The 26,285-nt window shown below is 72.1% G+C and carries 27 protein-coding genes and 1 pseudogene; 17 read left to right on the top strand and 11 right to left on the bottom strand.

The features are described from left to right. Positions 1-72 precede the first annotated feature (72 nt). From ACZ4VF_RS08235 to ACZ4VF_RS08185, 11 genes and pseudogenes are all read left to right on the top strand, one after another. A complete protein-coding gene (locus ACZ4VF_RS08235) occupies positions 73-726 on the top strand; it encodes a GntR family transcriptional regulator (protein ID WP_467923901.1) in 654 nt (217 codons plus the stop codon). Further along, a complete protein-coding gene (locus ACZ4VF_RS08230; protein ID WP_467923899.1) occupies positions 726-1,637 on the top strand; it encodes a dihydrodipicolinate synthase family protein in 912 nt (303 codons plus the stop codon). Before ACZ4VF_RS08235 ends, ACZ4VF_RS08230 begins: the two co-directional genes overlap by 1 nt. Next, positions 1,634-3,367, top strand: coding sequence for an L-arabinonate dehydratase (araD, locus tag ACZ4VF_RS08225; protein WP_467923897.1), 1,734 nt, complete (start codon positions 1,634-1,636; stop codon positions 3,365-3,367). Before ACZ4VF_RS08230 ends, araD begins: the two co-directional genes overlap by 4 nt. A 154-nt stretch (positions 3,368-3,521) precedes the next feature. After that, positions 3,522-4,457: a carbohydrate ABC transporter permease gene (locus ACZ4VF_RS08220; RefSeq protein WP_467923895.1), complete on the top strand. Its 936-nt coding sequence runs from the start codon at positions 3,522-3,524 to the stop codon at positions 4,455-4,457. Next, positions 4,454-5,338, top strand: a complete 885-nt coding sequence (locus ACZ4VF_RS08215) for a carbohydrate ABC transporter permease (RefSeq protein ID WP_467923893.1) — start codon at positions 4,454-4,456, stop codon at positions 5,336-5,338. The genes ACZ4VF_RS08220 and ACZ4VF_RS08215 overlap by 4 nt, the downstream gene beginning before the upstream one ends. After that, entirely contained in the window at positions 5,335-6,486 is a 1,152-nt protein-coding gene (locus tag ACZ4VF_RS08210; RefSeq protein WP_467923891.1) for a Gfo/Idh/MocA family protein, read from the top strand. Before ACZ4VF_RS08215 ends, ACZ4VF_RS08210 begins: the two co-directional genes overlap by 4 nt. After that, positions 6,486-7,331, top strand: a complete 846-nt coding sequence (locus ACZ4VF_RS08205; protein ID WP_467923889.1) for a DUF6807 domain-containing protein — start codon at positions 6,486-6,488, stop codon at positions 7,329-7,331. The genes ACZ4VF_RS08210 and ACZ4VF_RS08205 overlap by 1 nt, the downstream gene beginning before the upstream one ends. Positions 7,332-7,429: 98 nt before the next feature. Next, entirely contained in the window at positions 7,430-8,776 is a 1,347-nt protein-coding gene (locus ACZ4VF_RS08200) for an ABC transporter substrate-binding protein (RefSeq protein ID WP_467923887.1), read from the top strand. Positions 8,777-8,889: 113 nt separating this feature from the next. Then, positions 8,890-9,042 (top strand): annotated as a pseudogene (locus ACZ4VF_RS08195) (rhamnogalacturonan acetylesterase); the annotation flags it as partial. Positions 9,043-9,068: 26 nt separating this feature from the next. Then, on the top strand, positions 9,069-10,403 hold the full coding sequence (locus ACZ4VF_RS08190; RefSeq protein ID WP_467923885.1) for a pectate lyase family protein: 1,335 nt from the start codon (positions 9,069-9,071) through the stop codon (positions 10,401-10,403). A gap of 52 nt (positions 10,404-10,455) precedes the next feature. Further along, positions 10,456-11,547: a pectinesterase family protein gene (locus ACZ4VF_RS08185; protein WP_467923883.1), complete on the top strand. Its 1,092-nt coding sequence runs from the start codon at positions 10,456-10,458 to the stop codon at positions 11,545-11,547. A 21-nt stretch (positions 11,548-11,568) separates the two neighbouring features. Here ACZ4VF_RS08185 and ACZ4VF_RS08180 read toward each other — a convergent pair whose 3' ends face one another. From ACZ4VF_RS08180 to ACZ4VF_RS08170, 3 genes are all read right to left on the bottom strand, one after another. Beyond that, on the bottom strand, positions 11,569-11,775 hold the full coding sequence (locus tag ACZ4VF_RS08180; protein ID WP_467923881.1) for a hypothetical protein: 207 nt from the start codon (positions 11,773-11,775) through the stop codon (positions 11,569-11,571). Between the two features lie 99 nt (positions 11,776-11,874). Continuing rightward, on the bottom strand, positions 11,875-12,558 hold the full coding sequence (locus tag ACZ4VF_RS08175) for a hypothetical protein (protein ID WP_467923880.1): 684 nt from the start codon (positions 12,556-12,558) through the stop codon (positions 11,875-11,877). Then, entirely contained in the window at positions 12,522-12,998 is a 477-nt protein-coding gene (locus ACZ4VF_RS08170) for a hypothetical protein (RefSeq protein WP_467923879.1), read from the bottom strand. Before ACZ4VF_RS08170 ends, ACZ4VF_RS08175 begins: the two co-directional genes overlap by 37 nt. A 241-nt stretch (positions 12,999-13,239) precedes the next feature. On the opposite strand from ACZ4VF_RS08170, the gene ACZ4VF_RS08165 reads away from it, so the two are divergent. Beyond that, positions 13,240-14,037 (top strand): HAD family acid phosphatase, encoded by a 798-nt coding sequence (locus tag ACZ4VF_RS08165; protein WP_467923878.1) that lies wholly within the window; start codon positions 13,240-13,242, stop codon positions 14,035-14,037. A gap of 137 nt (positions 14,038-14,174) precedes the next feature. Here the strand turns inward: ACZ4VF_RS08165 and ACZ4VF_RS08160 are convergent, their stop codons facing one another. From ACZ4VF_RS08160 to ACZ4VF_RS08140, 5 genes are all read right to left on the bottom strand, one after another. Further along, positions 14,175-15,038 (bottom strand): hypothetical protein, encoded by an 864-nt coding sequence (locus ACZ4VF_RS08160; protein ID WP_467923877.1) that lies wholly within the window; start codon positions 15,036-15,038, stop codon positions 14,175-14,177. Beyond that, positions 15,035-15,604 carry a SigE family RNA polymerase sigma factor gene (locus ACZ4VF_RS08155; protein WP_467923876.1) on the bottom strand — a complete coding sequence of 190 codons (570 nt, stop codon included), beginning with the start codon at positions 15,602-15,604 and terminating at the stop codon, positions 15,035-15,037. Before ACZ4VF_RS08155 ends, ACZ4VF_RS08160 begins: the two co-directional genes overlap by 4 nt. Before the next feature lie 201 nt (positions 15,605-15,805). Beyond that, the gene (locus ACZ4VF_RS08150) at positions 15,806-17,260 is read right to left on the bottom strand and encodes a peptidoglycan D,D-transpeptidase FtsI family protein (RefSeq protein ID WP_467923875.1); all 1,455 of its coding nucleotides are present in this window, start codon (positions 17,258-17,260) and stop codon (positions 15,806-15,808) included. A gap of 82 nt (positions 17,261-17,342) precedes the next feature. Next, positions 17,343-17,816, bottom strand: a complete 474-nt coding sequence (locus tag ACZ4VF_RS08145) for a GNAT family N-acetyltransferase (protein ID WP_467923874.1) — start codon at positions 17,814-17,816, stop codon at positions 17,343-17,345. A 25-nt stretch (positions 17,817-17,841) separates the two neighbouring features. Next, entirely contained in the window at positions 17,842-18,615 is a 774-nt protein-coding gene (locus tag ACZ4VF_RS08140) for an IclR family transcriptional regulator (RefSeq protein ID WP_467923873.1), read from the bottom strand. A 152-nt stretch (positions 18,616-18,767) separates the two neighbouring features. Here ACZ4VF_RS08140 and ACZ4VF_RS08135 point away from each other — a divergent pair, with 152 nt between their 5' ends. The 5 genes from ACZ4VF_RS08135 to ACZ4VF_RS08115 all read left to right on the top strand — a co-directional run bounded on the left by ACZ4VF_RS08135 (position 18,768) and on the right by ACZ4VF_RS08115 (position 23,562). After that, complete coding sequence (locus ACZ4VF_RS08135; protein WP_467923872.1) at positions 18,768-20,297, top strand: aldehyde dehydrogenase (NADP(+)); 1,530 nt, start codon at positions 18,768-18,770, stop codon at positions 20,295-20,297. A gap of 5 nt (positions 20,298-20,302) precedes the next feature. Then, positions 20,303-20,911: a DUF1349 domain-containing protein gene (locus ACZ4VF_RS08130; RefSeq protein WP_467923871.1), complete on the top strand. Its 609-nt coding sequence runs from the start codon at positions 20,303-20,305 to the stop codon at positions 20,909-20,911. A 138-nt stretch (positions 20,912-21,049) separates the two neighbouring features. After that, positions 21,050-21,592 (top strand): GNAT family N-acetyltransferase, encoded by a 543-nt coding sequence (locus ACZ4VF_RS08125; RefSeq protein WP_467923870.1) that lies wholly within the window; start codon positions 21,050-21,052, stop codon positions 21,590-21,592. Positions 21,593-21,667: 75 nt separating this feature from the next. Further along, positions 21,668-22,393, top strand: coding sequence for a DsbA family oxidoreductase (locus tag ACZ4VF_RS08120; protein WP_467923869.1), 726 nt, complete (start codon positions 21,668-21,670; stop codon positions 22,391-22,393). 62 nt (positions 22,394-22,455) lie between these two features. Then, positions 22,456-23,562 (top strand): aminotransferase class V-fold PLP-dependent enzyme, encoded by a 1,107-nt coding sequence (locus ACZ4VF_RS08115; protein WP_467923868.1) that lies wholly within the window; start codon positions 22,456-22,458, stop codon positions 23,560-23,562. Positions 23,563-23,678: 116 nt separating this feature from the next. On the opposite strand, the gene thpD is transcribed toward ACZ4VF_RS08115, so the two are convergent. From thpD to ectB, 3 genes are read right to left on the bottom strand one after another with little or no spacing between them, the layout of a single operon-like run. After that, positions 23,679-24,572, bottom strand: a complete 894-nt coding sequence (thpD, locus tag ACZ4VF_RS08110; protein ID WP_467923867.1) for an ectoine hydroxylase — start codon at positions 24,570-24,572, stop codon at positions 23,679-23,681. Positions 24,573-24,577: 5 nt separating this feature from the next. Further along, positions 24,578-24,982 (bottom strand): ectoine synthase, encoded by a 405-nt coding sequence (locus ACZ4VF_RS08105; RefSeq protein WP_467923866.1) that lies wholly within the window; start codon positions 24,980-24,982, stop codon positions 24,578-24,580. Between the two features lie 23 nt (positions 24,983-25,005). After that, entirely contained in the window at positions 25,006-26,277 is a 1,272-nt protein-coding gene (gene ectB / locus ACZ4VF_RS08100) for a diaminobutyrate--2-oxoglutarate transaminase (protein WP_467923865.1), read from the bottom strand. Between the last annotated feature and the right edge of the window lie 8 nt (positions 26,278-26,285).

Here is a 26,285-nt window from a genome sequence, read left to right as displayed (position 1 = left end):
CCTCCTACCTTCAACGCGTCGTACTTCGTACGTCATATATGAGACGCGATATGTGAGATCCGAGAGGGCCGCATGACCTCTGTGCCCACCCCGATCCCCTCCCGCACGCAGTACGTGCTGGACGCGATCAAACACCGCATCCTCACCGGACAGCTGACCCCCGGCCGGCCCCTGGTCGAGGCCGAGCTGGCCGCGCAGTTCGGGGTGTCCAAGACCCCGGTGCGGGAGGCGCTGAAGACCCTCGCCGGGACCGGCCTGGTCGTGATGAGCCAGTACAAGGGCGTCACGGTGCGCATGGTGGACGCGGACATGGCGCGCGAGGTCTACGACGTACGCCTGCTGCTCGAACCCGAGGCCCTGCGCCGGGCCGTCGGGCGAGGCGCCTCCCTCGACGCCGCCCGGTCCGCGCTGGCCCGCGCCGACACCGCCACCGACACCGCCGAACGCTCCCTCGCCAACCGGGACTTCCACCGCGCCCTCTACCTGCCGTGCGGCAACCCGCTGCTCGGCCGGATGCTGGACGAGGTCCGCGACCAGGCCGCCCTCGTCGCCGCCGTCGCCTGGTCCGCCGACCCCTCCTGGGAGCGGGAGGCCGAGGAGCACCGGGAGATCCTGCGGCTCGCGCTGGACGGCGACGCGGACGGCGCCGCGAGCGCCCTGCACGCCCACATCGCGTCCTTCGTACGCCGTGCGTTCCCCGAGCCCCTCCCCGAGGAAGGCCAGTGATGAGCAGCGTGACGTTCGAGACCCAACGGGCGGCCCTGGCCGACGTGGTGGCCATCCCGGTGACCCCCTTCGCCGAGGACGGCTCCGTCGACACCGGCACCCACCGGGCCCTGCTGCGCCGCCTGCTCGACGGCGGGATCAGGACCCTCACCCCGAACGGCAACACCGGCGAGTTCTACGCCCTCACCCCCGAGGAGCGCCGCCTGGTCGCCGAGCTGACCGCCGAGGAGGCCGGCGACCGCGCCGCCCTGCTCGTCGGCGTCGGACACGACCTGCCCACCGCGATCGCCTCCGCCCGGCACGCCCGCGACGTCGGCGCCCGGATGGTGATGGTCCACCAGCCGGTGCACCCGTACGTCTCGGCGGCCGGCTGGGTCGACTACCACCGCGCCATCGCCGAGGCCGTCCCGGAGCTGGGCGTGGTGCCGTACCTGCGCAACGCCCGGCTCCCGGGCGCCCGGCTCGCCGAACTCGCCGACCACTGCCCGAACGTGATCGGCGTCAAGTACGCCGTCCCGGACGCCGCCCGGTTCGCGGCCTTCGCCCGGGACGCGGGCCTGGACCGCTTCGTCTGGGTCGCCGGCCTCGCCGAACCGTACGCACCCTCCTACTTCTCCGCCGGCGCCACCGGCTTCACCTCCGGACTCGTGAACGTCTCCCCGGCCGTCTCGCTGAACATGATCGAAGCGCTTCGATCCGGTGACTACCCGGCCGCCATGAAGGTCTGGGAGCAGATCCGCCGCTTCGAGGAGCTGCGCGCCGTGCACGGCAACGCCGACAACGTCACCGTCGTCAAGGAGGCCCTCGCCGCGCTCGGCCTGTGCCGCCGGGACGTCCGGCCGCCGAGCAGGCCGCTGCCGGAGGACGAGCGCGCCGAGGTCGCCGCCATCGCCGCCGGGTGGGCCATATGAACGCACCCCGCAGGAAGCCCGGGGAACTGCGCAGCCACCAGTGGTACGGCACCGACGGGCTCCGCTCCTTCAGCCACCGCGCCCGCACCCGCCAGCTCGGCTACCTGCCGGAGGAGCACCTCGGCAAGCCGGTCATCGCGATCCTCAACACCTGGTCCGACATCAACCCCTGCCACGTCCACCTGCGCGACCGAGCCCAGGCCGTCAAGCGCGGGGTGTGGCAGGCGGGGGGCTTCCCGCTGGAGTTCCCGGTCTCCACCCTCAGCGAGACCTTCCAGAAGCCGACCCCCATGCTCTACCGCAACCTGCTCGCCATGGAGACCGAGGAGCTGCTGCGCTCCTACCCGGTCGACGGCGCGGTGCTCATGGGCGGCTGCGACAAGTCCACGCCCGCGCTGCTGATGGGCGCCGCCTCCGTGGACCTGCCGGCCGTCTTCGTCCCGGCCGGCCCGATGCTGCCGGGCCACTGGCGCGGCGAGGTGCTCGGTTCCGGCACCGACATGTGGAAGTACTGGGACGACAAGCGGGCCGGCCTCATCGGCGACTGCGAGATGGCCGAGCTGGAGAGCGGCCTGGCCCGCTCGCCGGGCCACTGCATGACGATGGGCACGGCGTCCACGCTCACCGCCGCGGCCGAGGCGCTGGGGGTGACCGTGCCGGGAGCGTCCAGCATCCCGGCGGTGGACTCCGGGCACGATCGGATGGCGGCACGATCCGGCATGAGGATCGTTGAACAAGTCCACATGGGGCGCAGGCTCTCCGACATCCTCACCCGCGAGGCCTTCGAGGACGCCGTCACCACCGTGCTCGGCCTCGGCGGCTCCACCAACGCCGTGATCCACCTGATCGCCATGGCCGGCCGCGCGGGCGTCCGGCTCACCCTGGACGACTTCGACCGCGTCGCCCGCACGGTCCCGGTCCTCGCCAACGTCCGCCCCGGCGGCCGGACGTACCTGATGGAGGACTTCCACTTCGCCGGCGGCCTGCCCGGCTTCCTCTCCCGGATCACCGACCTGCTCCACCTGGACCGGCCGACGGTGTCGTACGACACCCTGCGCGAGCAGCTCACCGGCGCGCGGGTCCACGACGACGACGTCATCCGCACCCGGGACGACCCGGTCGCGAGCGAGGGCGGGGTCGCCGTACTGCGCGGCAACCTCTGCCCGGACGGCGCCGTCATCAAGCACATCGCCGCCGAGCCGCACCTGCTCAGGCACACCGGCCCGGCCGTCGTCTTCGACGACTACCGGACGATGCAGCGCACCATCGACGACCCCTCGCTCGGCATCACCGCCGACAGCGTGCTGGTGCTGCGCAACGCCGGCCCCAAGGGCGGCCCCGGCATGCCCGAGTACGGCATGCTGCCCATCCCCGGCCACCTGCTGAAGCAGGGTGTGCGGGACATGGTCAGGATCTCCGACGCCCGGATGAGCGGCACGAGTTACGGCGCCTGCGTGCTGCACGTCGCCCCGGAGTCGTACGTCGGCGGCCCCCTGGCACTCGTCCGCACCGGGGACCTCATCACCCTGGACGTCGAGGCCCGCAGCCTGCGGCTGCACGTGGACGACGCGGAGCTGGACCGCAGGCGTGCCGCGTGGACGCCGCCGCCCGCCCGGTACGAGCGCGGCTACGGCGCCCTCTACAACGAGCAGATCACCCAGGCCGACACCGGCTGCGACTTCGCGTTCCTGGCCCGCCCGGGCACCGTGCCGGACCCGTACGCCGGCTGAACCGCCCCCGCCCACCGGCCGCCGAAGCGCTTCAGGCATGTGGAGGGAGCAAGCGCTTCCTGTACTCGCTGTAACCGTCCGCCCGTCACCCGCCCACCGCCCCTCACGGACGCCCTGCGGGCGGCACCTGCCCACTGCGAAACGGAGAACAGTCATGGCCCGAGCCGCAGCCGTGGCGAAACCGCCCGCGCCACCCCGGCGGCGCCGTGCCTCCGCGACCCCGCGCAGGCTGCCGTACGTGCTGATCGCCCCGGCGGTCCTGCTGATGCTGGGCTTCATCGCCTACCCGGTGCTCAGCGTCTTCTACTACAGCCTGCAGCACTACAACCCCACCAAACCGTGGCGGAACGGCTTCGCGGGCCTCGACAACTTCACCCAGGTCTTCGCCCACGACCCGCAGTTCCGGGACACGCTGGCCTTCAGCGCCAAGTGGGTCGTGGTCGAGGTCGGGCTGCAACTGCTCTTCGGCCTGGCGCTGGCGCTCATCGTCAACCAGACCTTCGCCGGCCGGGCACTGGGCCGCGCGCTGGTCTTCTCGCCCTGGGCCGTCTCCGGCGTGCTGACCTCGGCGATCTGGGTGCTGCTCTACAACTCCCAGACGGGCGTCACCCGTTACCTGGCGGACGCCGGCATCGGCTCCTACGGCACCAGCTGGCTGTCGGACCCCTCGACGGTCTTCCCGGCGGCGGTGCTCGCCGACCTCTGGCGGGGCGTTCCCTTCTTCGCCATCCTCATCCTCGCCGACCTCCAGTCCGTCTCCAAGGACCTGTACGAGGCCGCCGAGGTCGACGGGGCGAGCCGGCTCAAGCGGTTCCGGCACATCACCCTGCCCCACCTGAAGGACGCCATCGTGCTCTCCACGCTGCTGCGCGCGGTGTGGGAGTTCAACAACGTCGACCTGCTCTACACGCTGACCGGCGGCGGCCCGGCCGGGGAGACCACGACCCTTCCCCTCTACATCGCCAACACCAGCGTGGACGCCCACAACTTCGGCTACGCCTCCGCCCTGACCACGGTGGCGTTCGTGATCCTTCTCTTCTGCTCGATCGTCTACCTGCGGCTGAGCAAGTTCGGAGGCGACTCCAAGTGATCACCGAGATCGCTCCCGCACCCCGGGAGGAGGCGGCCGAGCCCGCCACGACCCTCACGGGGCGCCGCGCCCGGGACGAGGTCCCGCGCTGGCAGATCTACGTCCCCCTGACGGTCTACTTCCTGTTCACCCTGGTCCCCTTCTACTGGATCCTGCTCTTCGCGCTCCGCCCGGCCGGCTCCACCTCGCTGGTCCCCTGGCCCGTGACCTCCGAGCACTTCCGGAAGGTGTGGACCGAGCGCGGCTTCGGCACCTACTTCACCAACAGCGTCTACGTCGGTCTCGCCACCCTGGTGCTGACCACCGTGGTCGCCCTGGCCGGCGGGTACGCCCTCGCCCGGTTCGACTTCCGGCTCAAGCGCGGTTTCCTGCTGGCCCTGCTGTGCTCCCAGTTCGTGCCGGGCGCGCTGCTGCTCGTGCCGCTGTTCCAGATCTTCGCCAGGCTGTCGATGATCAACTCCCTGGGCAGTGTCGTCGTCGCCGAGACCGTCTTCCAGCTGCCGCTGTCGATGATCCTGATCAGCGGGTTCATCCGGAACGTGCCGTACTCCCTGGAGGAGGCCGCCTGGGTGGACGGCTGCAACCGGTTCACCGCCTTCCGGATCGTCGTGCTGCCGCTGCTGCGGCCCGGCCTGATCGCCGTCGGCTCCTTCGCCTTCGTGCACGCCTGGAACCACTTCCTGTTCGCCCTGATGTTCCTCTCCGACCCGGGCAAGCAGACCATCCCGGTCGGTCTCAACACCCTGATGAGCGCGGACAGCGTCGACCTGGGCGCCCTGGCGGCCGGCGGCATCGTCGCGGCCGTACCCGTGGTGGTCGTGTTCGCCTTCATCCAGAAGTGGCTGATCACCGGCTTCAGCGCGGGGGCGGTGAAGGGATGAGCGTCGACGTCGTCCTCGCCGGCGCGCGCGGCCACGGCCGCCGGCACCTGGACAACCTCCGCCGGCTCCAGGGCGCGGGCCTGGTCCGGCTGGCCGGAATCTGCGAGCTGACCCCGCTGACCGGGCAGGAGATCCCGGACGGGCTCGGCACGCCCGAGCAGTCCGCCGACCTCGGCGCGCTCCTGGACTCCACCGGCGCGCGGATCGCCGTGGTCTGCACGCCGATCCCCACCCACACCGACCTGGCCCTCACCGCCGCCGCACGCGGGGTGCACCTGCTGCTGGAGAAGCCGCCGGCGCCCTCGTACGCCGAGTTCCGCCGCATGGCCGACGGGGTCGCCGGGGCCGGGGTGGCCTGCCAGATCGGTTTCCAGTCGCTCGGCTCGCACGCGGTCCCCGCGATCCGGCGGCTCGTCGCCGAGGGCGCGATCGGCGAGGTCGTCGGGGTCGGCGGGGCCGGGGCCTGGGCCCGGGACGAGGGCTACTACCGGCGGGCGCCCTGGGCGGGCCGGCGCCGGCTGAACGGGGCCGACGTGGTCGACGGGGTCCTCACCAACCCCCTCGCGCACGCCGTCGCCACCGGTCTCGCCCTGCTCGGCACGGTCCGCGCCGACGACGTCACCGGCATCGAGACCGAGCTGCTGCGCGCGAACGCCATCCAGTCCGACGACACCTCCTGCGTCCGCGTCCGCACCCCCCGCGGGCCCGTCACGGTCGCGGCGACCCTGTGCGCCGAACACCCCGGGGAGCCGTACCTGCTGGTGCACGGCAGAAGCGGCCGGATCACCTTCTGGTACAAGCAGGACCGGGTGCTGCTCCAGCGCACCGGTCACGGCCCGGAGGAGACCGAGTACGGGCGCACCGACCTGCTGGAGAACCTCGTCGGGCACCTGGAGCACGGCACGCCGCTGCTGGTCCCGCCGGACGACACCGGCGCCTTCATGAGGGTCGTCGAGGCCGTCCGCACGGCCCCCGACCCGGCACCGCTGCCCGAGCACGCCTGGCGGCTGCTGCCCGCCGAGCACCGCCGGATCGTGCCCGGCATCGACGGCCTGGTCGCCGCGGCCGCCGCCACCCTCTCCCTCTACTCCGAACTGGGCGCTCCCTGGACGCCCGACAGCCCCCCGCCGAACGAGGTGAGCACCTGATGACGTCCCCCGACAGCCTGGTCCTGCGGGCCGCGGGCCGCCCGGTCGGCCGCTACGTCACCCGGCCCGAGCTGCCCGCCCGGCTCTCCCCGCGCCCCTACCTGCACCCCGTCACCACCCTGACCGGCACGGTGGTCACCGAGGCGGGCCCCGCCGACCACGCACACCACCTCGGCGTCGGTGTCGCCGTTCCCGACGTCGAGGGGCACAACTTCTGGGGCGGCCGGACCTTCGTCCGCGACCGGGGCCCGACCGAACTGGACGACCACGGCGCCCAGCGGCACACCGCCTTCCAGCTCCGCGACCCCGACGGCTTCGTGGAGGAGCTGCGCTGGGTGGCCGCCGGAGCAGCGCTGCTGCGCGAGCGCCGTACGGTCGCGGCCACCGGGCTCACGGACACCGCCTGGGCGCTGGACTTCACCTTCTCCCTCACCAACGTGACCACCGCGCTGCTGTCGATCGGCAGCCCCGCCACCAACGGCCGGCCCGGCGCGGCCTACGGCGGCTTCTTCTGGCGGGCCCGCAAGGAGTCCCGCGCCCCGGAGGTCTTCACCGCCGACCGTGACGGCGAGGAGGAGACGCACGGCACCCGGGCCGACTGGCTCGCGCTGGCGGGCGGGGGCTGGACGCTGGTGTTCACCGGGGCCACCGAGGACACCCGCCGGGACCCGTGGTTCGTCCGGGCCGCCGAGTACCCCGGCGTGGGCTCCTCCCTCGCGCACACCGAGCGGCTGGCCGTCCCGCCCGGCGCGACCGTCGTACGCCGGGTGGTCACGGTCGTCGCCGACGGCACCCTGACCCGGGGCGAGGCCGCGGCCCTGGCCCGCACGGCGGTGAGCCGGTGACCGGCGGGAACGGCGACGCTCACCCGGTTCCGGATCGTTCCCGACGCCTGATCTCCCACGCCTCACCCCCCGTTGGATCCAGAAGAAGAGAGCCGACCATGACCACGAGCAGCATCCGCATCCGCAGAAGCAGGCGCGCCGCCCTGGCCGTCGCCCTGGGCTCCGTGCTCGCCCTGACCGCCACCGCCTGCGGCGACGACGGCAGCGGCAGCGCGGGGGAGAAGGGGGACGAGGGCTCGGGCAAGGGCACGATCACCTTCTGGGACACCAACGGCGGTGTGCGCACCGACGTCTGGAAGCGGATCATCGCCGACTTCGAGAACGCGTACCCGGACATCAAGGTCAGGTACGTCGGCATCCCGGCGGCCGGCGCCCAGTCCAAGTACGACACCGCCATCCAGGGCGGCGGCCTGCCGGACGTCGGCGGCGTGGGCACCGCGATGCTCGCCGAGGTCGCGGTCCAGGGCGCGCTGGAGCCGCTGGACGGCCGGCTGGAGAAGAGCCCGCTGAACGGGAGGCTGAGCCGGAACCTGATCGACGTGAGCAGGGCGGCGGGCGGCGGGGGCGCGCTGTACCAGGTGCCGACCTCCGCGAACAACGGCACGCTGTGGTACCGGACCGACCTGTTCAAGAAGGCCGGCCTGGACGCGCCGACCACCTGGCCGAAGTTCTACGAGGCCGCCGACAGGCTCACGGACAAGGGGAAGAACCGGTTCGGCTTCACCATCCGCGGCGGCGAGGGCGCCATCGCGCCGGCCCTCGACGCGATGTACGGCCAGACCGGCATCACGTCGTTCTGGAACGGCGACAAGACCACCGTCGACGACCCCAGGAACGTCGCCGCTCTGGAGAAGTACGTCGCGCTCTACAAGAAGGACACCCCGTCCGCCGACGTGAACAACGACTTCACCAAGATGGTCGCCCAGTGGGACAGCGGCACGATCGGCATGCTGAGCCACAACCTGGGCTCGTACCAGGACCACCTGAAGGCGCTGGGCAAGGAGAGGTTCCGGGGCGTTCCGAACCCCACGCTGGACGACGGTACCCGGGTGCAGGTCTCCAACCCGGTGGACGGACTCGGCCTGTTCAAGTCGAGCGAGAACAAGGCGGCGGCCTGGAAGTTCATCGAGTTCGCCGTCTCCGCCAAGGAGAACTCCAAGTTCAACGAGTCGGCGGGGCAGGTCCCGGCGAACACGGACGCGGCCGGGGACGCGTGGATCCGGCGGGCCGAGCCGACGAAGCTGGCGGCCGAGGCGCTGAACGGGGGCGACACGAAGATCGTGCAGCTGCCGTACTACCTGCCCGACTGGAACACGATCTCCAAGGCGGACAACGAGCCGAACTTCCAGAAGGTGCTGCTCGGGAGGATGAGCGCGAAGGAGTTCCTGGGCACCCTGGCCGACCAGCTGAACAAGGCGCAGGCCGACTGGAAGAAGAACCACTGACCGCCCGCGTGGTAGCGGTTGCGGGGGGACGGCGGGCGCCTCGTGGCCGGCCGCGCGGTTCCCCGCGCCCCTGGGCAGGCCGCGTTCTTTCGGATCGAAGAGCACAGGCCGTGTCCCGCTTCGGTCCGCCGGGCGCGATCGCCGTGGCCCGGCTCGTGGCGCAGGAGCTGCTGCGCACCCGGGTGCTCGCCCGGCACGACGTCGTACGGCTGCACGAGGACGTTCCGGCGTCCTGGACCATCTGGCCGCCCGCACCCGCATCCTGACCTTCGTCATCGAGGAGAGCCCCACCGTGCGTACACCGAAATGTCATGGACTTGTCATAGCTGCCCTGGTGGGCGGCACGGCTATCGCCGCCACCGGCACCGCTCCCGCTTCGGCTTCCGTCACGGCTCCCGTGCGGCCGTCCCACCGCACCGCCCTCGACCGGCAGGTGCTGCCCGCCGGGGACGGCTGGGCGGCGTACGGCACCGGGACGACCGGCGGGGCCGCCGCCGACTCCGCGCACGTGTACACCGTGACCACCTGGGACCAGTTCAGGGCGGCCCTGGCGGACGGCGGCAGCGCGCCGAGGATCGTCCGGGTCAAGGGCGTGATCGACGCCGACGGACCGGACTGCGCGTCCTTCGCCGCGCCCGGGTACGACTTCGACGCGTACCTGAAGACCTACGACCCGGCGGTGTGGGGCCGTACCAGGAACCTCGACGCCGAACCCGACGACAGCCCCGAGGGCCTGCGCCGCGCCTCCGCCGTCCGGCAGGACGCGTTCGTCAAGGCCGCCGTCCCGCCCGACACGACCATCGTCGGCATCGGCCGCGACGCCGGTTTCAAGGGCGCCAGCCTGCAGATCAAGGGCGTCGACAACGTCATCGTCCGCAACCTGACCCTGGAGAGCCCCCTCGACTGCTTCCCGCAGTGGGACCCGACCGATACCGCCGACGGCAACTGGAACGCCGAGTACGACAGCGCCGTCGTCCACGGCTCGACCCACGTGTGGATGGACCACGACACGTTCACCGACGGCGACCACCCGGACGGCACCCTGCCCTCGTACTACGGCCGGATCTACCAGCAGCACGACGGCGAGCTGGACATCGTCAAGGGCGCCGACCACGTCACCGTCTCGTGGAACGTCTTCGAGGACCACGACAAGACGATCCTCGTCGGCAACAGCGACAGCGCGTCCACGGCCGCCGTCGACCGCGGGCACCTGAAGGTCACCTTCCACCACAACCTGTTCCGGAACCTGGTGGAGCGCGCCCCGCGGGTCCGGTTCGGGCAGGTCGACTCGTACAACAACCACTTCGTCGCCGGTGAGGACTACTCCTACAGCTACGGCATCGGAATGGAGTCGCAACTGGTCGCCGAGCACAACGCGTTCACGCTGCCGGCGGGCGCCAAGGCCGGTGCGGTGCTGAAGAAGTGGAAGGAGGCGCCGGTCACCGCCGGCGACAACCACGTCAACGGCCGGCCCACGGACCTCATCGCCGTCCACAACGCGCAGGTGCCCGGCGAGATCCTCCGGTCCGGGGCCGGCTGGACGCCGGTCCTGCGCACCAGGGTGGACCGGCCGCAGGCCGTCCCCGCCGTCGTCGACCACCGCGCGGGCGCCGGACACCTGCGCTGACCCCCAAAGGGGGCCGGGCCCCGGCCCCCTCTCCACCCGAAGGAGTACAGCCGTGCCCCTCTCCCGACGGGGAATCCTCACCACGGGCACCGCGGCCGCCGCGCTCGCCCTGACGCCCGCCCCCGTACACGCCCTCACCGCCCGCCCGTTCGGCCGCTACGGCTCCCCGGCCCGCCGCCTCACCCCCGGCACCCTCTACGTCGACCCGTACGGCCGCGGCGACTTCACCACCGTCCAGGCCGCGGTGACCGCCGCCACCGGCAGCGGCCGGACCCTCGTGATCGCCCCCGGCCGCTACCGGGAGACGGTCACCGTCGACGCCGGCCGCACGGAGATGACCTGGATCGGTGCCTCCGAGAACCCGGAGGACGCGGTCGTCGTCCACGACCGCGCGGCCGGCACCCCCAAGCCCGGCGGCGGCACCCACGGCACCACCGGTTCGGCGACCGCCACCGTCCAGGCCGACGGGTTCACCGCCCGCTGGATCACCTTCGCCAACGACTGGCTGCGCGCCGACCACCCGGGGACCGACGGCACCCAGGCCGTCGCCCTGAAGGCGCAGGGCGACCGCGGCGCCTTCCTGCACTGCCGCTTCCTCGGCCACCAGGACACCCTGTACGCCGACTCCATGGCCCTCGGTGTCCTCGCCCGCCAGTACTACGCGCACTGCCACATCGAGGGAGACGTCGACTTCGTCTTCGGCCGGGCGACGGCGGTGTACGAACACTGCCACTTCCGCGCCCTGAACCGCACGGACCTGGCCGCGGCACCCTACGGCTTCGTCTTCGCGCCCTCCACGGCCGCCGCCGACCCGCACGGCTACCTCGTCATCCGCAGCAGGGTCGGCAGCGGGGCCCCGGACGCCTTCTACAAGCTGGCCCGCCCCTGGGTCCCCGGCTCCGACCCCACCGCCCGCCCGATGCTCACCGTCCGCGACACCCGGCTCGGCCCCGGCATCGACGCGGCCGCCCCCTACACCGACATGTCGGCCGCCCACCCCTGGCAGAACCAGCGGTTCGCCGAGTACCGCAACACCGGCCCCGGCGCGGTGATCACCGACCCCGCCGACCGCCCCCAGCTCACCCCGTCCGAGGCCGCGCGGCACACCCCGGCGGCATACCTGGGCGACTGGGCCCCCCGCTGAACCGGGCCCTCACAGGGGGTGTCACCGCACCGGCACGGTGACACGGTCCGGTTCCGGCAGTCCGGCCGGAGCGGTGTCGCCCCACCACGAGAACTCCAGGGCCGAGAGTCCGCCGTCGCTCACCCAGACGAGCAGTTCGCCGACCATGTCCCCGGCATCGTCCGTGACCGTGCCGGTGGCCGGGACGACGCCGTCCTCGACGTGTGCCTCCCGGACACCGCGTGGCACCTCCAGATCGACGCTCGGGGACTCGGGGCCCCAGTGGCGAGGACGCGCTGTTCGAGGGGGAGAGCGGTCTGGCCGCCGGCCCGGTCGCGACGGCCGCCGTCAGTAGTAGTCCTCCGGTTTCCGCACATGCCCCGTGGGCTCGATCTCGTCGCGCAGGAATGTGTACACCTCCTCCGCTCCGTCGAGCATCACGGCGTAGGCGGCGGGAGCCGCTCGGCCGGGCGGTTCCGAGACACCGAGGACGCACCCGAGTCTCCCCGCCGGCCCGGGGTGGCCGGAGGCACGGAGCACCCGCACCTCCGCGAAGAAGGGCAGCCCGGGCGCCGGGTCCGCGAGGGGGCGGAACGCGGCGAGGGCTGCGGCCAGGTCGGACCGGACCGGGTCCTTCGGAGGGAGGGCGCGACCCAGGTCCTCCGCCGCGCGGAGCACCGCGGAGGCGAATTCCGCGGCCGTCGTCCGGCCGACGGCTCCTTCCTCGCCGGCGACCGACAGCCCGTCCTCCGTCCGTCGTACGACAAGACGGAACGAGCTGTCGGCACCGGTGAAGCGGAACACGCGGTCGGCGCTTCGCAGAAAGTCACCCAGGCCGTCCAGCAACTGCACGGCCGACAGGTGGATCATCATCCCCTGGTCGGGGACGTGACCGGCCGAGTCGGCCACCCCCAGGTCCCCGGTGACGGCCATGTCGCCCAGGTCGAAACCGCCGGCGTCGCCCTGGCCGGGCCGTACGGTGAACCGCACGGTGATCACGGCCGCCTCGCAGCGCGGCCCGGGCTTGCCCACACGGCCTGCAGATCCTCACACCGGACGGTGATCGACGCGTCGGTGAGCGCGATCTCGTGCAGGCAGCCGCCGTCGGGGCCGGGGAGGATCTCGTCGAGGAGCACGGTGTCCACGCCCATCCAGTCGATGGAGTGTTCGTAGTCGACGGAGAAGTGCGTCACGCGCGAGTAGCCGATGCGCAGGCCGGCGTCGTGCTTGAACGCGTTGGGCGCGAAGTCCAGGACCAGTCCGCCGCTCTTGTCCGCGGCGAGGTGGATGCCGGCCAGTTCGAGATCCTTCACACAGCGGGTGGCGCCCGCGATGTCGTAGTGGCCGGGGTCGGTGGCGAAGGAACGGGCGCCCGGGGGCAGAGCCGCGCGCAGACGCGGCAGTTCGGCCAGATAGGCGGTGGGATCCACCAGGAACCCGACCTCGTCCCAGACGGCCGTGACGTACTTCATTCCCCCGCCTTCGGTACCTGACTTCCGGGGCATCGATGCCGTCCTCATTGAACCAGCCCGGAGGTCCGGGCCGTCGCGTCAAGCGGACGCCGGGCGGAGGCACTTGGAGGGCGCTGCTCCGGGCCGGGGTGCCGCACGACGTGCGTATCGATCGGATAACGGGGCTCGCCCTGCGTGTGTGATGCGCGTAGACAATCTGTGACCTGCTACCTCACTCTCATCCACCAGATCCGGAGAACTTATGCGGAAGTCCCTCAAGGCGGTCGCGACCGGTGCCGCCTGCCTCGTCGCCGGCGGCGCGCTGTACGGCGCGGGCGCGGCCACGGCCGGTCAGTCGACGGCGAACTCCACCCACGAGCCGTACAACATAGGCGTCCTGGTGAAGGACATCGACACCTACTACGGCACCACCGCCGACGGCAACGGCGTCTACCAGGCGTCGCCGGACAGCCCGTACGCCGAGGACCTGGCGCGCATCGACGCCGACGCCAGGCGCTACATCGACAAGGCGGCCCGCAAGGCGCACCGGCACGGCGAGAAGCCGGCCGTCGTCTTCGACATCGACGACACGCTGCTGCTCAGCCTGGACTACGAGAAGCGCACCAACTACACGTACAACGGCACCACGTGGAACGACTACGTGAACAAGGCCGACCGCCCCGCCGTCTTCGGCAGCCCCGAGCTGGTCCGGTACGCCGAGTCCAAGGGCGTCGAGGTCTTCTACAACTCCGGTCTGAGCGAGGCGCAGCGCGCCGCCGCGGTCGCCAACCTGAAGAAGGTCGGCGCCGACGTGAACCTCGACGCCGACCACATGTTCCTGAAGGACAAGGCCAACCCGCCGGCCTACCTGAAGGACTGCGCCACCGCGGCCGCCTGGAACTGCACGACGGTGCAGTACAAGTCCGGGACGCGCCGGCACATCGAGGACGACCTGGGCTACGAGGTCATCGCCAACTTCGGCGACCAGTACTCGGACCTGGACGGCGGGTACGCCGACCGCACGTACAAGCTGCCCAACCCGACGTACTTCGTCGGCTGAACCCCGTCCGTACGTCCTGAGCAGCCGCTCGTACGCGGCCCCCGTCACCGGCAGCACCGTGCCGTGGCGGGGGCTCGCCGGCAGCGCGTGGTCCGAGGAGGGGGGCCACTTCCCGGACGCGGGCCCCGTCCGCGGACCTACGAGTCCCCGGCCGAGCCGCCTCGCGCGTGCACGGCGAAGTCTCCGGTCACCGCGTACGTACGGCCCCCGGCCTTCCCGGTCATGACGTACCGGTCGTCTCCCGCGTCGCGGCCCCCACGCGCATGGTCGTACTGCCCCGCGAACACCCACTCGCCCGCCGGTACCGTACGCCCCTCCTTCAGCGTCCACGTGTAGACGACGAACCCGTCCTTCTCCGTGACGTTCTGGTCGAAGTCCCCCTCCGGCAGCGAACGCCACCCCCCCGTCGACCTGACCCCGCCGGTCTGGGCGACCTTCAGCTCGACGGTCAGGGAGGACAGCGGCTGGGAGGTCTTCAGGGTCAGATCGCTCTGCGCCCAGTAGTCGTTGCTGTGCGGGTCCACCGAGCCGTCCGACCACAGGGGGCCGTCCTGCTCGGTGCGCGCCGCCGGCGGCTCGGCCGGGGCGGTGGTCTCCGGGGTGCCGGACGGGGAGGGACCGGGCGTGCGGGACGGCCGGCCGGCACCCCCCTTGGTGGGCGCCGGATCCGCGGAGTGAGCGGGGGGACGCGTCGTCGGCGCGGACGGCCCGGAGGGCGTCGGCGACACCGCCACCGTCTCCCGGGCCGGCGGGTCGTCCTGCCGCACCGCGGACGCCACCGCGTAACCCCCGACCGCGAGCACACCGGCCACCGCGGCCGTCGCGGTGACCACCCGGATCCAGCCGGACACCGGCGGGCGTCCGGCCCGGTGGCCGGCGCGGGAGCCCGCCGTCATGCCGCGCTCCACCCGGGCCAGGATGCGCGCGCGGTCGGGTTCGTGGGCGTCGGCCGCCTCGTGCAGCCGGGCGCGCAGCTCGTCGTGCACGTCCTGCTGCCTCATCGGTTCCTTCCTCCGCTCTCGCCGGCCCGGGCCGCCATCGCCGCGTGCACCCGCCTCGGGTCGCCCTGCGGGCCGAGCAGCCGCTGCAGTTCGGCCATGCCCTTGGACGTCTGGCTCTTCACCGTACCCACCGAGATCCCGAGCGCGAGCGCGGTGTCCTTCTCCGACAGGTCGAACGCGTGCCGGAGCACCACGCACGCCCGTTTCCGGAACGGCAGTCGGCGCAGCGCCTCCTGGACGTCCACCGCGCCGGCGACGTCCGGGCCCTCGGTCCGCTCCTCGCCCCGCGACCAGAACAGCGCGATGCGCCGCCGCTCGCGCACCGCGCTGCGGATCCGGGTGCGGGCCAGGTTGGCGACCACGCCCCGTGCGTACGCCACCGGGTGGTCGGCCGCGCGCACCCGGTCCCAGCGGTGCCACAGGGCCAGCAGGGCGTCCGCCGCCAGGTCGTCGGCGGCGTCCGGCTCGCCGGTCAGCAGGTGGGCGAGGCGGGCGAGTTCGGCGTAGTGCCGTTCGAAGAAGGCATGGAACTCCACGGAGGCTGCGTCGTCGACGACTGTGCCCACGGGTGACCTCTTCCCGATACACGCTCTGTGAGTGTCATGTAAATGACATGCGAGGGTCCGGGGGAGGGCCCGGACGGAGATCCGGAAGCGTAGCAGTGATCGTTTCGTGCCCTCGTCCGGGGGGTCGGACGTCGTATGGCGGACCGAACCCCGCGCGGACGCGTTCGCCGGCGCCCGGGACGTGCCCGGCGCGGGGATGCCCTACTTCAGCGCCGCCTGCATCATCGCCTTGGCCACCGGTGCCGCCAGGCCGTTGCCGCTCACCTCCGAGCGGGCCGCGTCCGACTGCTCCACCATCACCGCGACCGCCACCTCCTTGCCGTTGCTGTCGGACTTGGCGTAGGAGGTGAACCAGGCGTACGGCGTCTTGCTGTTGTTCTCGCCGTGCTGGGCGGTACCGGTCTTGCCGCCGACGGTCGCGCCGTCGATCAGCGCGTTCGTGCCGGTGCCGTCCTTCACCACCGTCCGCATCGCCGACTGGAGCTGCTCGGCGGTGGTGGAGCTGACGACCTCCTCGGTGTCCGTGTCGTCGTCGTAGTCCTTCAGCACGTCACCGCCGCTGTCGGTGATCTGCGCCACCATGTGCGGCGACACCTGCTTGCCGCCGTTGGCGATGGTCGCGGACACCAGGGCCATTTGCAGGGGCGTGGCCGTGACGTCGAACTGGCCGATGCCGGTCAGGGCGGTCTGCGCCTTGTCCATGCCGGACGGGTACACGCTGGGGTAGGCCCGCACCGGCACGTCCTGTGCCGCGTCGTTGAAGCCGAACTTCTCGGCCATGGCCTTCACCTTGTCCTGGCCGAGGTCGACGGCCATCTTGCCGAATACGTTGTTGCAGGAGTACTGGAGGCCCACGCGGATCGAGGCGTTCTCGCAGGGCGCGGACTTGTTCTCGTTGGACAGCGGGCGCACCGTGCCGGGCAGGGTGTACGGGTCGGGACTGTCGGTGTGCTGGTCCACGTCGTGGTACAGCCCGTCCTCCAGCGCGGCGGCCGCGACGACCAGCTTGAACGTCGAGCCCGGCGGCAGCGGCTGGCGCAGCGCGCGGTTGGTGAGCGGCTTGTCCTCGTCCGCGTTGAGTGACTTCCAGGCCTTGCCCGCCGTGTTGGCGTCGGTGAGCGAGGACGGGTCGTACGACGGCGTCGACACCGCCGCGAGGATCCTGCCGGTCTTCGGGTCGATCGCGATGGCGCCGCCCTTCTTGTCACCCAGCGCGCGGTAGGCCGCCTTCTGCACGGCCGGGTCGAGCGTGGTGAGCACGTTGCCCGGTTCGGCGCGCTCCCCGGTGACCGTGTCCATCACGGTCTTCAGCCGGTTGTCCGTGCCGTTCAGCAGGTCCTTGTAGATGCCCTCCAGCTGGGTGGGGGCGTAGGCCTGCGAGGCGTAGCCCGTCACCGCGGCGTACAGCTCGCCGTCCCTGTACGTCCGCTTGTACGCGAGGTCGCTTCCCTTCGTCCGGGCGGAGCCGGTGACGGCGTCTCCGGCCACGATGATGTTCCCGAGGGGCCGCGAGTAGGTCGCGATCGCGTTCCGCCGGTTGTCGTTGTCGTCCGCGAGGGCCTTGCCGTCGTAGTACTGCAGCCATGTCGCCCTGACCAGCAGGGAGAGCACCAGCAACAGCGCGAAGACGGACGCCCGCCTGATCGTCTTGTTCATCCCGCCGGGAAGACGAGCGGGAGCGGGGCAATCGTTCCCGTACGACCGGATTTCTCATCCGGGGTTCATCTCGTCCGGTGTCTCACCAAGCCTCCAGGATCAGCACGACCTCCTCGATCTCCCGGCCCCGCGCGCCGGCGTACCCGTGCGCCCGGGCCGTCTCGCGGAAACCGCACTTGTCCAGGACGCGCAGCGAACCGGCGTTGTCGGCCGCCGCCCTCGCGTACAGCGGCCGTTCGGGCACCTCGGCGAGCAGGGCCCCCAGCGCGGCCGTCGCCACGCCCCGCCCCCAGTACGCGCGGTCGATCCAGTACGTCACCTCGCGCTCGCCGGCCACGCCGTAGACGGACGCGGTGCCGACCACCTCCCCGTCGGCGAGCACCGTGCGCAGCACCGTGGAGCACTCCCGCAGGCGCCGCCAGTGGGTCGCGAAGGCCTCCGGGTCGTACGGGTCCTCCGGGCCGAACGCGGCCATCCGCGTGGCCTCCGGGTCGGTCATCAGCCGGTGGAACACCGGCAGGTCACTGTCCCGTACGGCCCGCAGCGCGATCTCCATGGAGCCGAGCCTACGGCCCCGGGTCTCAGAGCCGGCGGGTGGCGAGCGTCAGCCGGTCCCGCGCGTCGAACAGCGCGTCCTTGATCATCTGCTCGTGGGCGGGGGTCAGCCGGGCCACCGGCACCGAGCAGCTGATGGCGTCACGCGCCGGCGTGCGGTACGGGACCGCCACGCCGAAGCAGCGCAGGCCGAGGGTGTTCTCCTCGCGGTCGACCGCGAAACCCTGTTCCCGGATCCGGTGCAGCTCCTCGATGAGCAGCTCCCGGTCGGTGAGGGTGTTCTCGGTGAGCGCGGGCAGCGTCTCCGGCAGGAGCCCCCGGACCTGCTCGTCGGTGTAGGTGGCGAGGATCGCCTTGCCGAGGGAGGTGGAGTGGGCCGGGAGGCGGCGGCCGACGCGGGTGAAGGGGCGCAGGTAGTGCTGGGACTGGCGGGTGGCCAGGTAGACCACGTTGGTGCCGTCGAGCCGGGCCAGGTGGATGGTTTCCGTGGTGTCGTCGGAGAGCCGGTCCAGGGTCGGGCGGGCGGCGGCCACCACCTCGTCGCCGTCGATGTAGGAGGTGCCGACCAGCAGCGCCCGCACCCCGATGCCGTACCGCGTGCCCGTCGCGTCCGTCTCCACCCAGCCCAGCTCCACGAGCGTGCGCAACAGCATGTACAGGCTGGACTTGGGATATCCCACGGCCTCCTGGACGGCCGCGAGGGAGTGCATACCGGGCCGGCCGGCGAAGTATTCCAGCAGCTCAACGGTCCGTACCGCGGACTTGACCTGCGCCCCGCCCCCTGTGTCGCCTGCCGTCATCGCCCTTGACCCCTTCGTTCGACGAGGACCGAGTTATATAGTCTCCGAACAGCGAATTCATCATCAGAGACAGTGTTCAGTATATCGAACGCGGCTGATGGGTGAGCCTGGAACGTCGTAGTTGATGCGGCCTTTACTGGGAGGGACCCGCGGTGGCAGCAGCACCAGTCTGGAGTGTCGACCCGCGCACCGGGAAGCAGCGCGAACAGGTCGCGGTGGAGGCCACGGCCCAGGAGGTGGACGCGGCCGTCCGGGCGGCCCACGCCGCCCGCGGCTCCCTCGCCGACCGCGCGGTCCGCGCCGCCTTCCTGCGCTCCGCCGCCGCGGGCCTGGACGCGGCCGGGGACGGCCTGGTCGGGACCGCCGACGCGGAGACCGCGCTCGGCCCGGCCCGGCTGACCGGCGAACTGGCCCGCACCTGCTACCAGTTGCGGGCCTTCGCCGACATCGTCGACGAGGGCGCCTTCCTCGACGTCATCATCGACCACCCCGACGACACCGCCACCCCGCCCGTCCCGGACCTGCGCCGCTACAAGGTGCCCCTCGGCGTCGTCGCCGTCTACTCCGCCTCCAACTTCCCCTTCGCCTTCTCCGTCGCCGGCGGTGACACCGCGAGCGCGCTCGCCGCGGGCTGCCCGGTCGTCGTCAAGGCCCACCCCGACCACCCGGCCCTGTCCGAACTGGTCGCCGAGGTGCTGCGCCGGGCCGCCGCCGAACACGGCGTCCCCGAAGGCGTCGTTGGTCTCGTGCACGGCTTCGAGGCGGGCGTCGAGCTGATCAAGCACCCGCTGGTCGCCGCGGCCGGCTTCACCGGATCGGTACGGGGCGGCCGGGCGCTCTTCGACGCCGCCGCCGCGCGTCCGGTGCCGATCCCGTTCCACGGCGAGCTGGGTTCGCTCAACCCCGTCCTGGTCACCGAGGCCGCCGCGGCCGAGCGGGCCGAGGAGATCGGCGGCGGGCTCGCCGGCTCGATGACCCTCGGCGTCGGCCAGTTCTGCGTCAAGCCCGGCCTGGTGCTGGTGCCGTCCGGAGCCGCCGGTGACCGGCTGGTGAAGTCCCTGACCGACGCCGTCGGCGACACCGAGGCCGGGGTGCTGCTCGACCACCGCATGCGCGACAACTTCCTCGCCGGGGTGGCCGAGCGCACCCGGCTCCCCGACGTGGACGCGCCGGTCACCCCCGGCGCGGGCGGCGAACACTCGGTCAGCGCCGGGTTCCTCACCGTGCCGGCCGGGAGGCTGGCCGAGGAGGGGGCGTACGACCTGCTGCTGGAGGAGTGCTTCGGGCCGGTCACCGTGGTCGCCCGCTACGCCTCCGAGGCCGAGGCCACGGCCGTGCTGTCGCGGCTGCCGGGCAACCTCACGGCGACCGTCCAGGTGTCCTCCGAGGAGGCGGCCGGACGCGGGCGGGGGCCGGAGCTGCTCGCCGGGCTGACGCCGCTGGCCGGGCGCGTGCTGGTCAACGGCTGGCCGACCGGGGTCGCGGTGGCGCCCGCGCAGCACCACGGGGGGCCCTACCCGGCCACGACGTCCACGTCCACCTCGGTGGGCGGGACCGCCGTCGAGCGCTGGCTGCGGCCGGTCGTCTACCAGAACGCGCCGGAGGCGTTGCTGCCGGACGAGCTGAAGGACGCCAACCCCCTGGGGCTTCCCCGGAGGTTCAACGGGGTGCTGGAGCGGTAGCGCCGATGGAGTGGGCACTTCCCGGGCTGCCTTTCCCCCTGCGGGCCTACGGACCGGACGGCGACTGGTCGTACGAGGACGGCGTGCTCACCGGGCGGGCCGGATCCCGGCAGGACCGGTTCGTGCCGCCCACCGGGGAGGCGCTGGAGCCCGCCTCCGACGCACCCCGCCTGCTCGGGGCACCCGAAGGGGACTTCCGGTTGGCCGCGCGGGTCCGTGTGGGGTTCCGTGACGCCTTCGACGCCGGGGCCCTGTACGTCCACGTGGGCGAGCGGGCCTGGGCCAAGCTCTGTCTGGAGTACTCCCCGGACGTGCCCACCGTCTGCACGGTGGTCACCCGGGGGCACTCCGACGACGCCAACTCCTTCACGGTGGACGGGGAGTCGGTGTGGCTGCGGGTCAGCCGCACCGGGCGGGCCTTCGCCTTCCACGCCTCCCCGGACGGTGAGCGGTGGACCTTCGTGCGGTTCTTCACCCTGGGCGGGGAGAAGGAGACCGGGGCCGCGCTGGTCGGGTTCATGGCCCAGTCGCCGGTGGGGGAGGGGTGCGCGGTGGCGTACGACCGCATCAGGTTTTGGGCCGGCGCGCCGAGCGACCTGCGGGACGGCAGCTGAGGGTTTCCGCGCCCGCCCCGGCCCGCCGGTTCCGCTCCGCGCCCGCCCGGCCCGCCGCGCCGCCTCACCCCGAGCGCGTGCCGCCGCCCGGTTCGGCCGGCCCGGAACCGGGCGGCGGACGGCCGCGTCCTCCGCTGCATGATCAGTGACCGCGCCGACGGCGCCCTCGTGATCCGGACCGCCCTGCCCGCCGAGGCGCAGACCATCGCAGACCTGCACTTCCGGGCCCGTTCCACGTACTATCCGGACGGCGTTCCCCAGGCTGACGTCGACTGGACCGAGGCCTGGCTCGGCTCCATCGAGCGCCCCGACGGCCAGGTGCTGTGCGCCGTCTGGCGGGGCCGGATCGCCGGCATCGCCTCCTTCCGCACCCCGGACGGCGCCCCCGCGGAAACGGTCAAGCTCTTCCAGTTCCACGTCGACCCCGACCGCTGGCGCTCCGGCATCGGCACGGCCCTGCACACGGCCTGCGTGGAGCAGTGGCGCGCCGACGGCAGGCGCTCGGCCGTCCTCGACGTCCACGTGGACAACCTGCGCGCCCAGGCCTTCTACGCCCGCCAGGGCTGGGTCCCCGACCCCGGCAACCCGCCCGCGGACGGCGACCACCACCTCTTCCTGCGCTTCTCCGTGCCGGCCGGGGAAAGCGGGGGTATCCGGGGAATCCAAGGGTCCGGGGAATGACCACGGCTGTTTGAACGTTCACGTACCGGGTGGGGAGAGTCCCCGTGCCCGTACGACCCGGAGAGAGCCGAAGACATGCGCGTCGAGATCTGGAGCGACATCGCCTGCCCCTGGTGCTACGTGGGCAAGGCCCGCTTCGAGAAGGCGCTGGCTGCCTTCCCGCACCGTGACGAGGTCGAGGTGGTGCACCGCTCCTTCGAGCTGGACCCGGGCCGCGCCAAGGGCGATGTGCAGCCGGTCGTCACCATGCTGACCGGGAAGTACGGCATGAGCGAGGCGCAGGCCCAGGCCGGCGAGGACAACCTGGGCGCCCAGGCCGCCGCCGAGGGCCTGGACTACCGCACCCGGGACCGCGACCACGGCAACACCTTCGACATGCACCGCCTGCTGCACCTCGCCAAGGAGCACGGCAGGCAGGACCGGCTCATCCAGATCCTGTACCGGGCCAACTTCGCCGAGGAGCGGTCCGTCTTCACCGAGGGCGACGAACGGCTCGTGGAGCTGGCCGTGGAGGCCGGTCTGGACGCCGAGGCCGTGCGCGCGGTGCTCGCCGACCCGTCCGCGTACGCCGACGAGGTCCGCGCCGACGAGCGGGAGGCGGCCCAGCTCGGCGCCACCGGTGTGCCGTTCTTCGTCCTCGACCGGAAGTACGGCGTCTCCGGCGCCCAGCCCGCCGAGGTCTTCACCCAGGCGCTGGCCCAGGCCTGGGGCGAGCGCGCCCCGCTGAAGCCGGTCGGCCAGGGCGGCCACGGGGACGCGGCGGCCTGCGGTCCGGACGGGTGCGCGGTCCCGCAGCACTGAGAAACACGCAGGTCGGAGCCGTCGTATAAGGGCCGCTAAGAGCATCCACGGAAAAGTTCGCAATGGACGGGCAGTTCCGTGGGACGCAGAGTGGACCCATGGAGACCACGGAGACCACGGAGACGTTCGACCGCCTCGTCCGCGCCGAGTTCCGTCCGAAGACCAGCTACCTCAACACCGCGAGCAGCGGCCTGCTGCCCGCCCGCACCGTCACCGCCCTCCAGGAGGCCGCCCTGCTGCGGGCGGAGGGCCGGCCGCTGCTGCCGCTGTACGAGGAGGTGGAGGTGTGCCGGGCCGCGTTCGCCCGGCTCGCCGGTGTCCCGGCCGGCCGGGTCGCGGCGGGCGCCTCGGTCGCCGCGCACACCGGAGTGATCGCCGCCTCGCTCCCGGCGGGCGCCGAAGTCCTCACCGCCGAGGACGATTTCACCTCCGTCCTCACCCCCTTCCACGTCCGCGGCGACCTCAAGGTCCGCACGGTCCCGCTGGAGCGGATCGCCGAGTCCGTCCGGCCGGGCACCGCGCTCGTCGCGGTCAGCGCCGCCCAGTCCGCCGACGGGCGGGTCGCCGACCTGGCCGCCCTGCGCGAGGCCGCCCGCGCCCACGGCGCCCGCACCTACGTCGACTTCTCGCAGGCCGCCGGCTGGCTGCCGCTGGAGGCGGACGCCTACGACTTCACGGCCAGCGTCTCCTTCAAGTGGCTGATGGGCCCGCACGGCGCAGCCTTCCTCACCGTCCCGGAGGACCTCGGCGGACTGACGCCGGTGCTCGCGGGCTGGGTCGCGGCCGAACACCCGTGGGACAGCTGCTACGGCCCGGTGGCCGAACTGGCCCGCTCCGCCCGGCGGTTCGACCTCACCCACGCCCTGTTCACCTTCGCCGGCCTGCGCCGCTCCCTCGAACTGATCGAGGAGCTCGGCGTGGCGGCGATCCACGCCCACGACCTCGCCCTCGCCGACCGCTTCCGCGCCGGTCTCGCCCGCCTCGGCCACGAGCCCCTGCCCGCCCCCGGCTCGGCGATCGTCTCGGTGCCCGGACTCGGCTCCCGGCAGCCCGCGCTGAGCGAGGCCGGCATCGAGGTCTCGGACCGCGCGGGCAACCTGCGCGTGGCCTTCCACCTCTACAACACCGCCGCGGAGGTGGACCGGCTGCTGGACGCGCTGTCCGGCTGACACGACATGACATGACCGGGCCGGGCCTCCCGTCCCACACGAGGAGGCCCGGCCCGGTGGTCCCACCAGGGGCGCGCTACGTCACCGGAGCGGAGCGGCGGCCGCTGGACCGCGGCTCACCGGACCGGCGTGAAGTCACGCGCCCCGATGAACTCGGGCCGGCGCACGGGGGCCGCGAACGGCTCGACCGCGGTGTTCTCCACGCTGTTGAACACGATGAACACGTTGCTGCGGGGGAACGGGGTGATGTTGTCGCCCGAACCGTGCATGCAGTTGCAGTCGAACCAGGTCGCCGAGCCGGCCTTCCCGGTGAACAGCCGGATGCCGTGCTCGCTCGCCAGCGAGGTCAGCGCCTCGTCCGACGGCGTGCCCGCGTCCTGCATCTGCAGGGACTTCTTGTAGTTGTCCTTCGGCGTGGCGCCCGCACAGCCCAGGAAGGTCCTGTGCGAACCGGGCATGATCATGAGCCCGCCGTTGGTGTCGTGGTTCTCGGTCAGCGCGATCGAGACGGACACCGTGCGCATGTTCGGCAGGCCGTCCTCGGCGTGCCAGGTCTCGAAGTCGGAGTGCCAGTAGAAGCCGCTCGCGCCGAAGCCGGGCTTGACGTTGATGCGGGACTGGTGGACGTACACGTCGGAGCCGAGGATCTGCCGGGCCCGGCCGACGACCCGCTCGTCCCGCACCAGGTTCGCGAACACCTCGCTGATCCGGTGCACCTCGAAGACCGAGCGGATCTCCTTCGACCGCGGCTCCACGATGGACCGCTCGTCGGCGCGGATCGCCGGGTCGGTCACCAGCCGGTCCAGCTCGCGCTTGTAGACCGCGACCTCGTCCGGGGTGATGAGCTGGTCGACGGCGAGGAAGCCGTCCCGCTCGTACCGCTGGAGATCGGTCGCGGCGATCGGGCCCGGGGTGTCCGGGGCGCCCCAGACGACGGGGTCCTGGCGGGGGACGGTCACCTCGGCGGTGCCGCGGGTGGGGTAGAGGTCCTTCACGGTGACGGTGGTCATGGCTCTCAGACCTCCTCGGGCTCGGTGAGCAGCGGGTAGACGCCGTTCTCGTCGTGGTCCTCCCGTCCGGTGACCGGCGGGTTGAACACGCAGATGCAGTGGAAGTCCTCCTTGACGCGCAGCGTGTGCCGCTCGTGCCCGTCGAGGAGGTACATGGTGCCGGGGGTGATCGTGTACGTCTTCCCGGCCTCGTGGTCGGTCAGTTCGGCCTCGCCCCGGGTGCAGACGACGGCCTCGACGTGGTTGGCGTACCACATCGACGTCTCCGTCCCGGCGTACAGGATCGTCTCGTGCAGGGAGAAGCCGACCCGCTCCTTGGCGAGGACGATCCTCTTGCTCTCCCAGGTGCCGGACGCCGCCTTCACATGACGGTCGGTGCCTTCGATGTCCTTGAACGATCGGACGATCACGGGGTGCGATTCCTCCTAGCTGGTCAGGCGGTTTCCCGGACGGCGCGGGCGAGGACGCTGAGGCCCTCGTCCAGCTCGTCGGGGGTGATGGTGAGGGCGGGCAGCAGCTTGACGACCTCGCTCTCGGGGCCGGACGTCTCGACGAGCAGCCCGAGTTCGAAGGCGCGCCGCGCGACCCGGGAGGCCCGGTCCTTGGCGTGGAACTCCAGGCCCCACACCAGTCCGCGTCCGCGGTACTCCTTGACGTCGGCGAGGTTCTCCTCGGTGATGGAGATCAGCGCCTGCTCGACCTGCTCCCCGCGGGTGCGGGTCTGCTTCTCCATCGCGGAGCCGTCGGTCCAGTACGTTTCCAGGGCGGCGGTGGCGGTGACGAAGGCGGGGTTGTTGCCGCGGAAGGTGCCGTTGTGCTCGCCCGGCTCCCACACGTCGAGCTCCGGCTTGAACAGGCACAGGGACATGGGGAGTCCGTAGCCGCTGATCGACTTCGACACGGTGACGATGTCCGGGACGACGCCGGCCTCCTCGAAGGAGAAGAAGGCGCCGGTACGGCCGCAGCCCATCTGGATGTCGTCGACGATCAGCAGCATGTCCTGCCGTTCGCACAGCTCCTTCAGCGCCCGCAGCCACTCGGGCCGGGCGACGTTGATCCCGCCCTCGCCCTGCACGGTCTCCACGATCACCGCGGCCGGCTTGTTCAGCCCCGAGCCCTGGTCCTCCAGCAGCCGCTCGAACCACAGGAAGTCCGGGACGGTGCCGTCGAAGTAGTTGTCGAACGGCATCGGCGTGCCGTGCACCAGCGGGACGCCGGCACCGGCCCGCTTGAAGGCGTTGCCGGTCACCGCCAGCGACCCCAGCGACATGCCGTGGAAGGCGTTGGTGAACGACACGATCGCCTCGCGTCCCTTCACCTTCCGCGCCAGCTTCAGCGCCGACTCCACGGCGTTGGTGCCGGTCGGACCCGGGAACATCACCTTGTACGGCAGGTCACGCGGGCGCAGCACCAGGTCCTGGAAGGTCCGCAGGAACGACCGCTTGGCCGTGGTCGACATGTCCAGGCCGTGGGTGACGCCGTCCCGTTCCAGATAGTCGATCAACGCCCGTTTCAGGACCGGGTTGTTGTGGCCGTAGTTGAGCGAGCCGGCGCCCGCGAAGAAGTCGAGGTACGCACGGCCGTCCTCGTCGTACATCCGGCTGCCCTGCGCGCGGTCGAAGACGGCGGGCCAGCTGCGGCAGTAGCTGCGCACCTCGGACTCCACGGTCTCGAAGACGCTGAGGTCGGGCTGGGTGATGGTCACGTGAATCG

This window comes from Streptomyces sp. NPDC029151 (assembly GCF_055564315.1).
The sequence above is the reverse complement of the archived record's forward strand: the minus strand, read 5'-3'. Positions and strand labels throughout refer to the sequence as shown.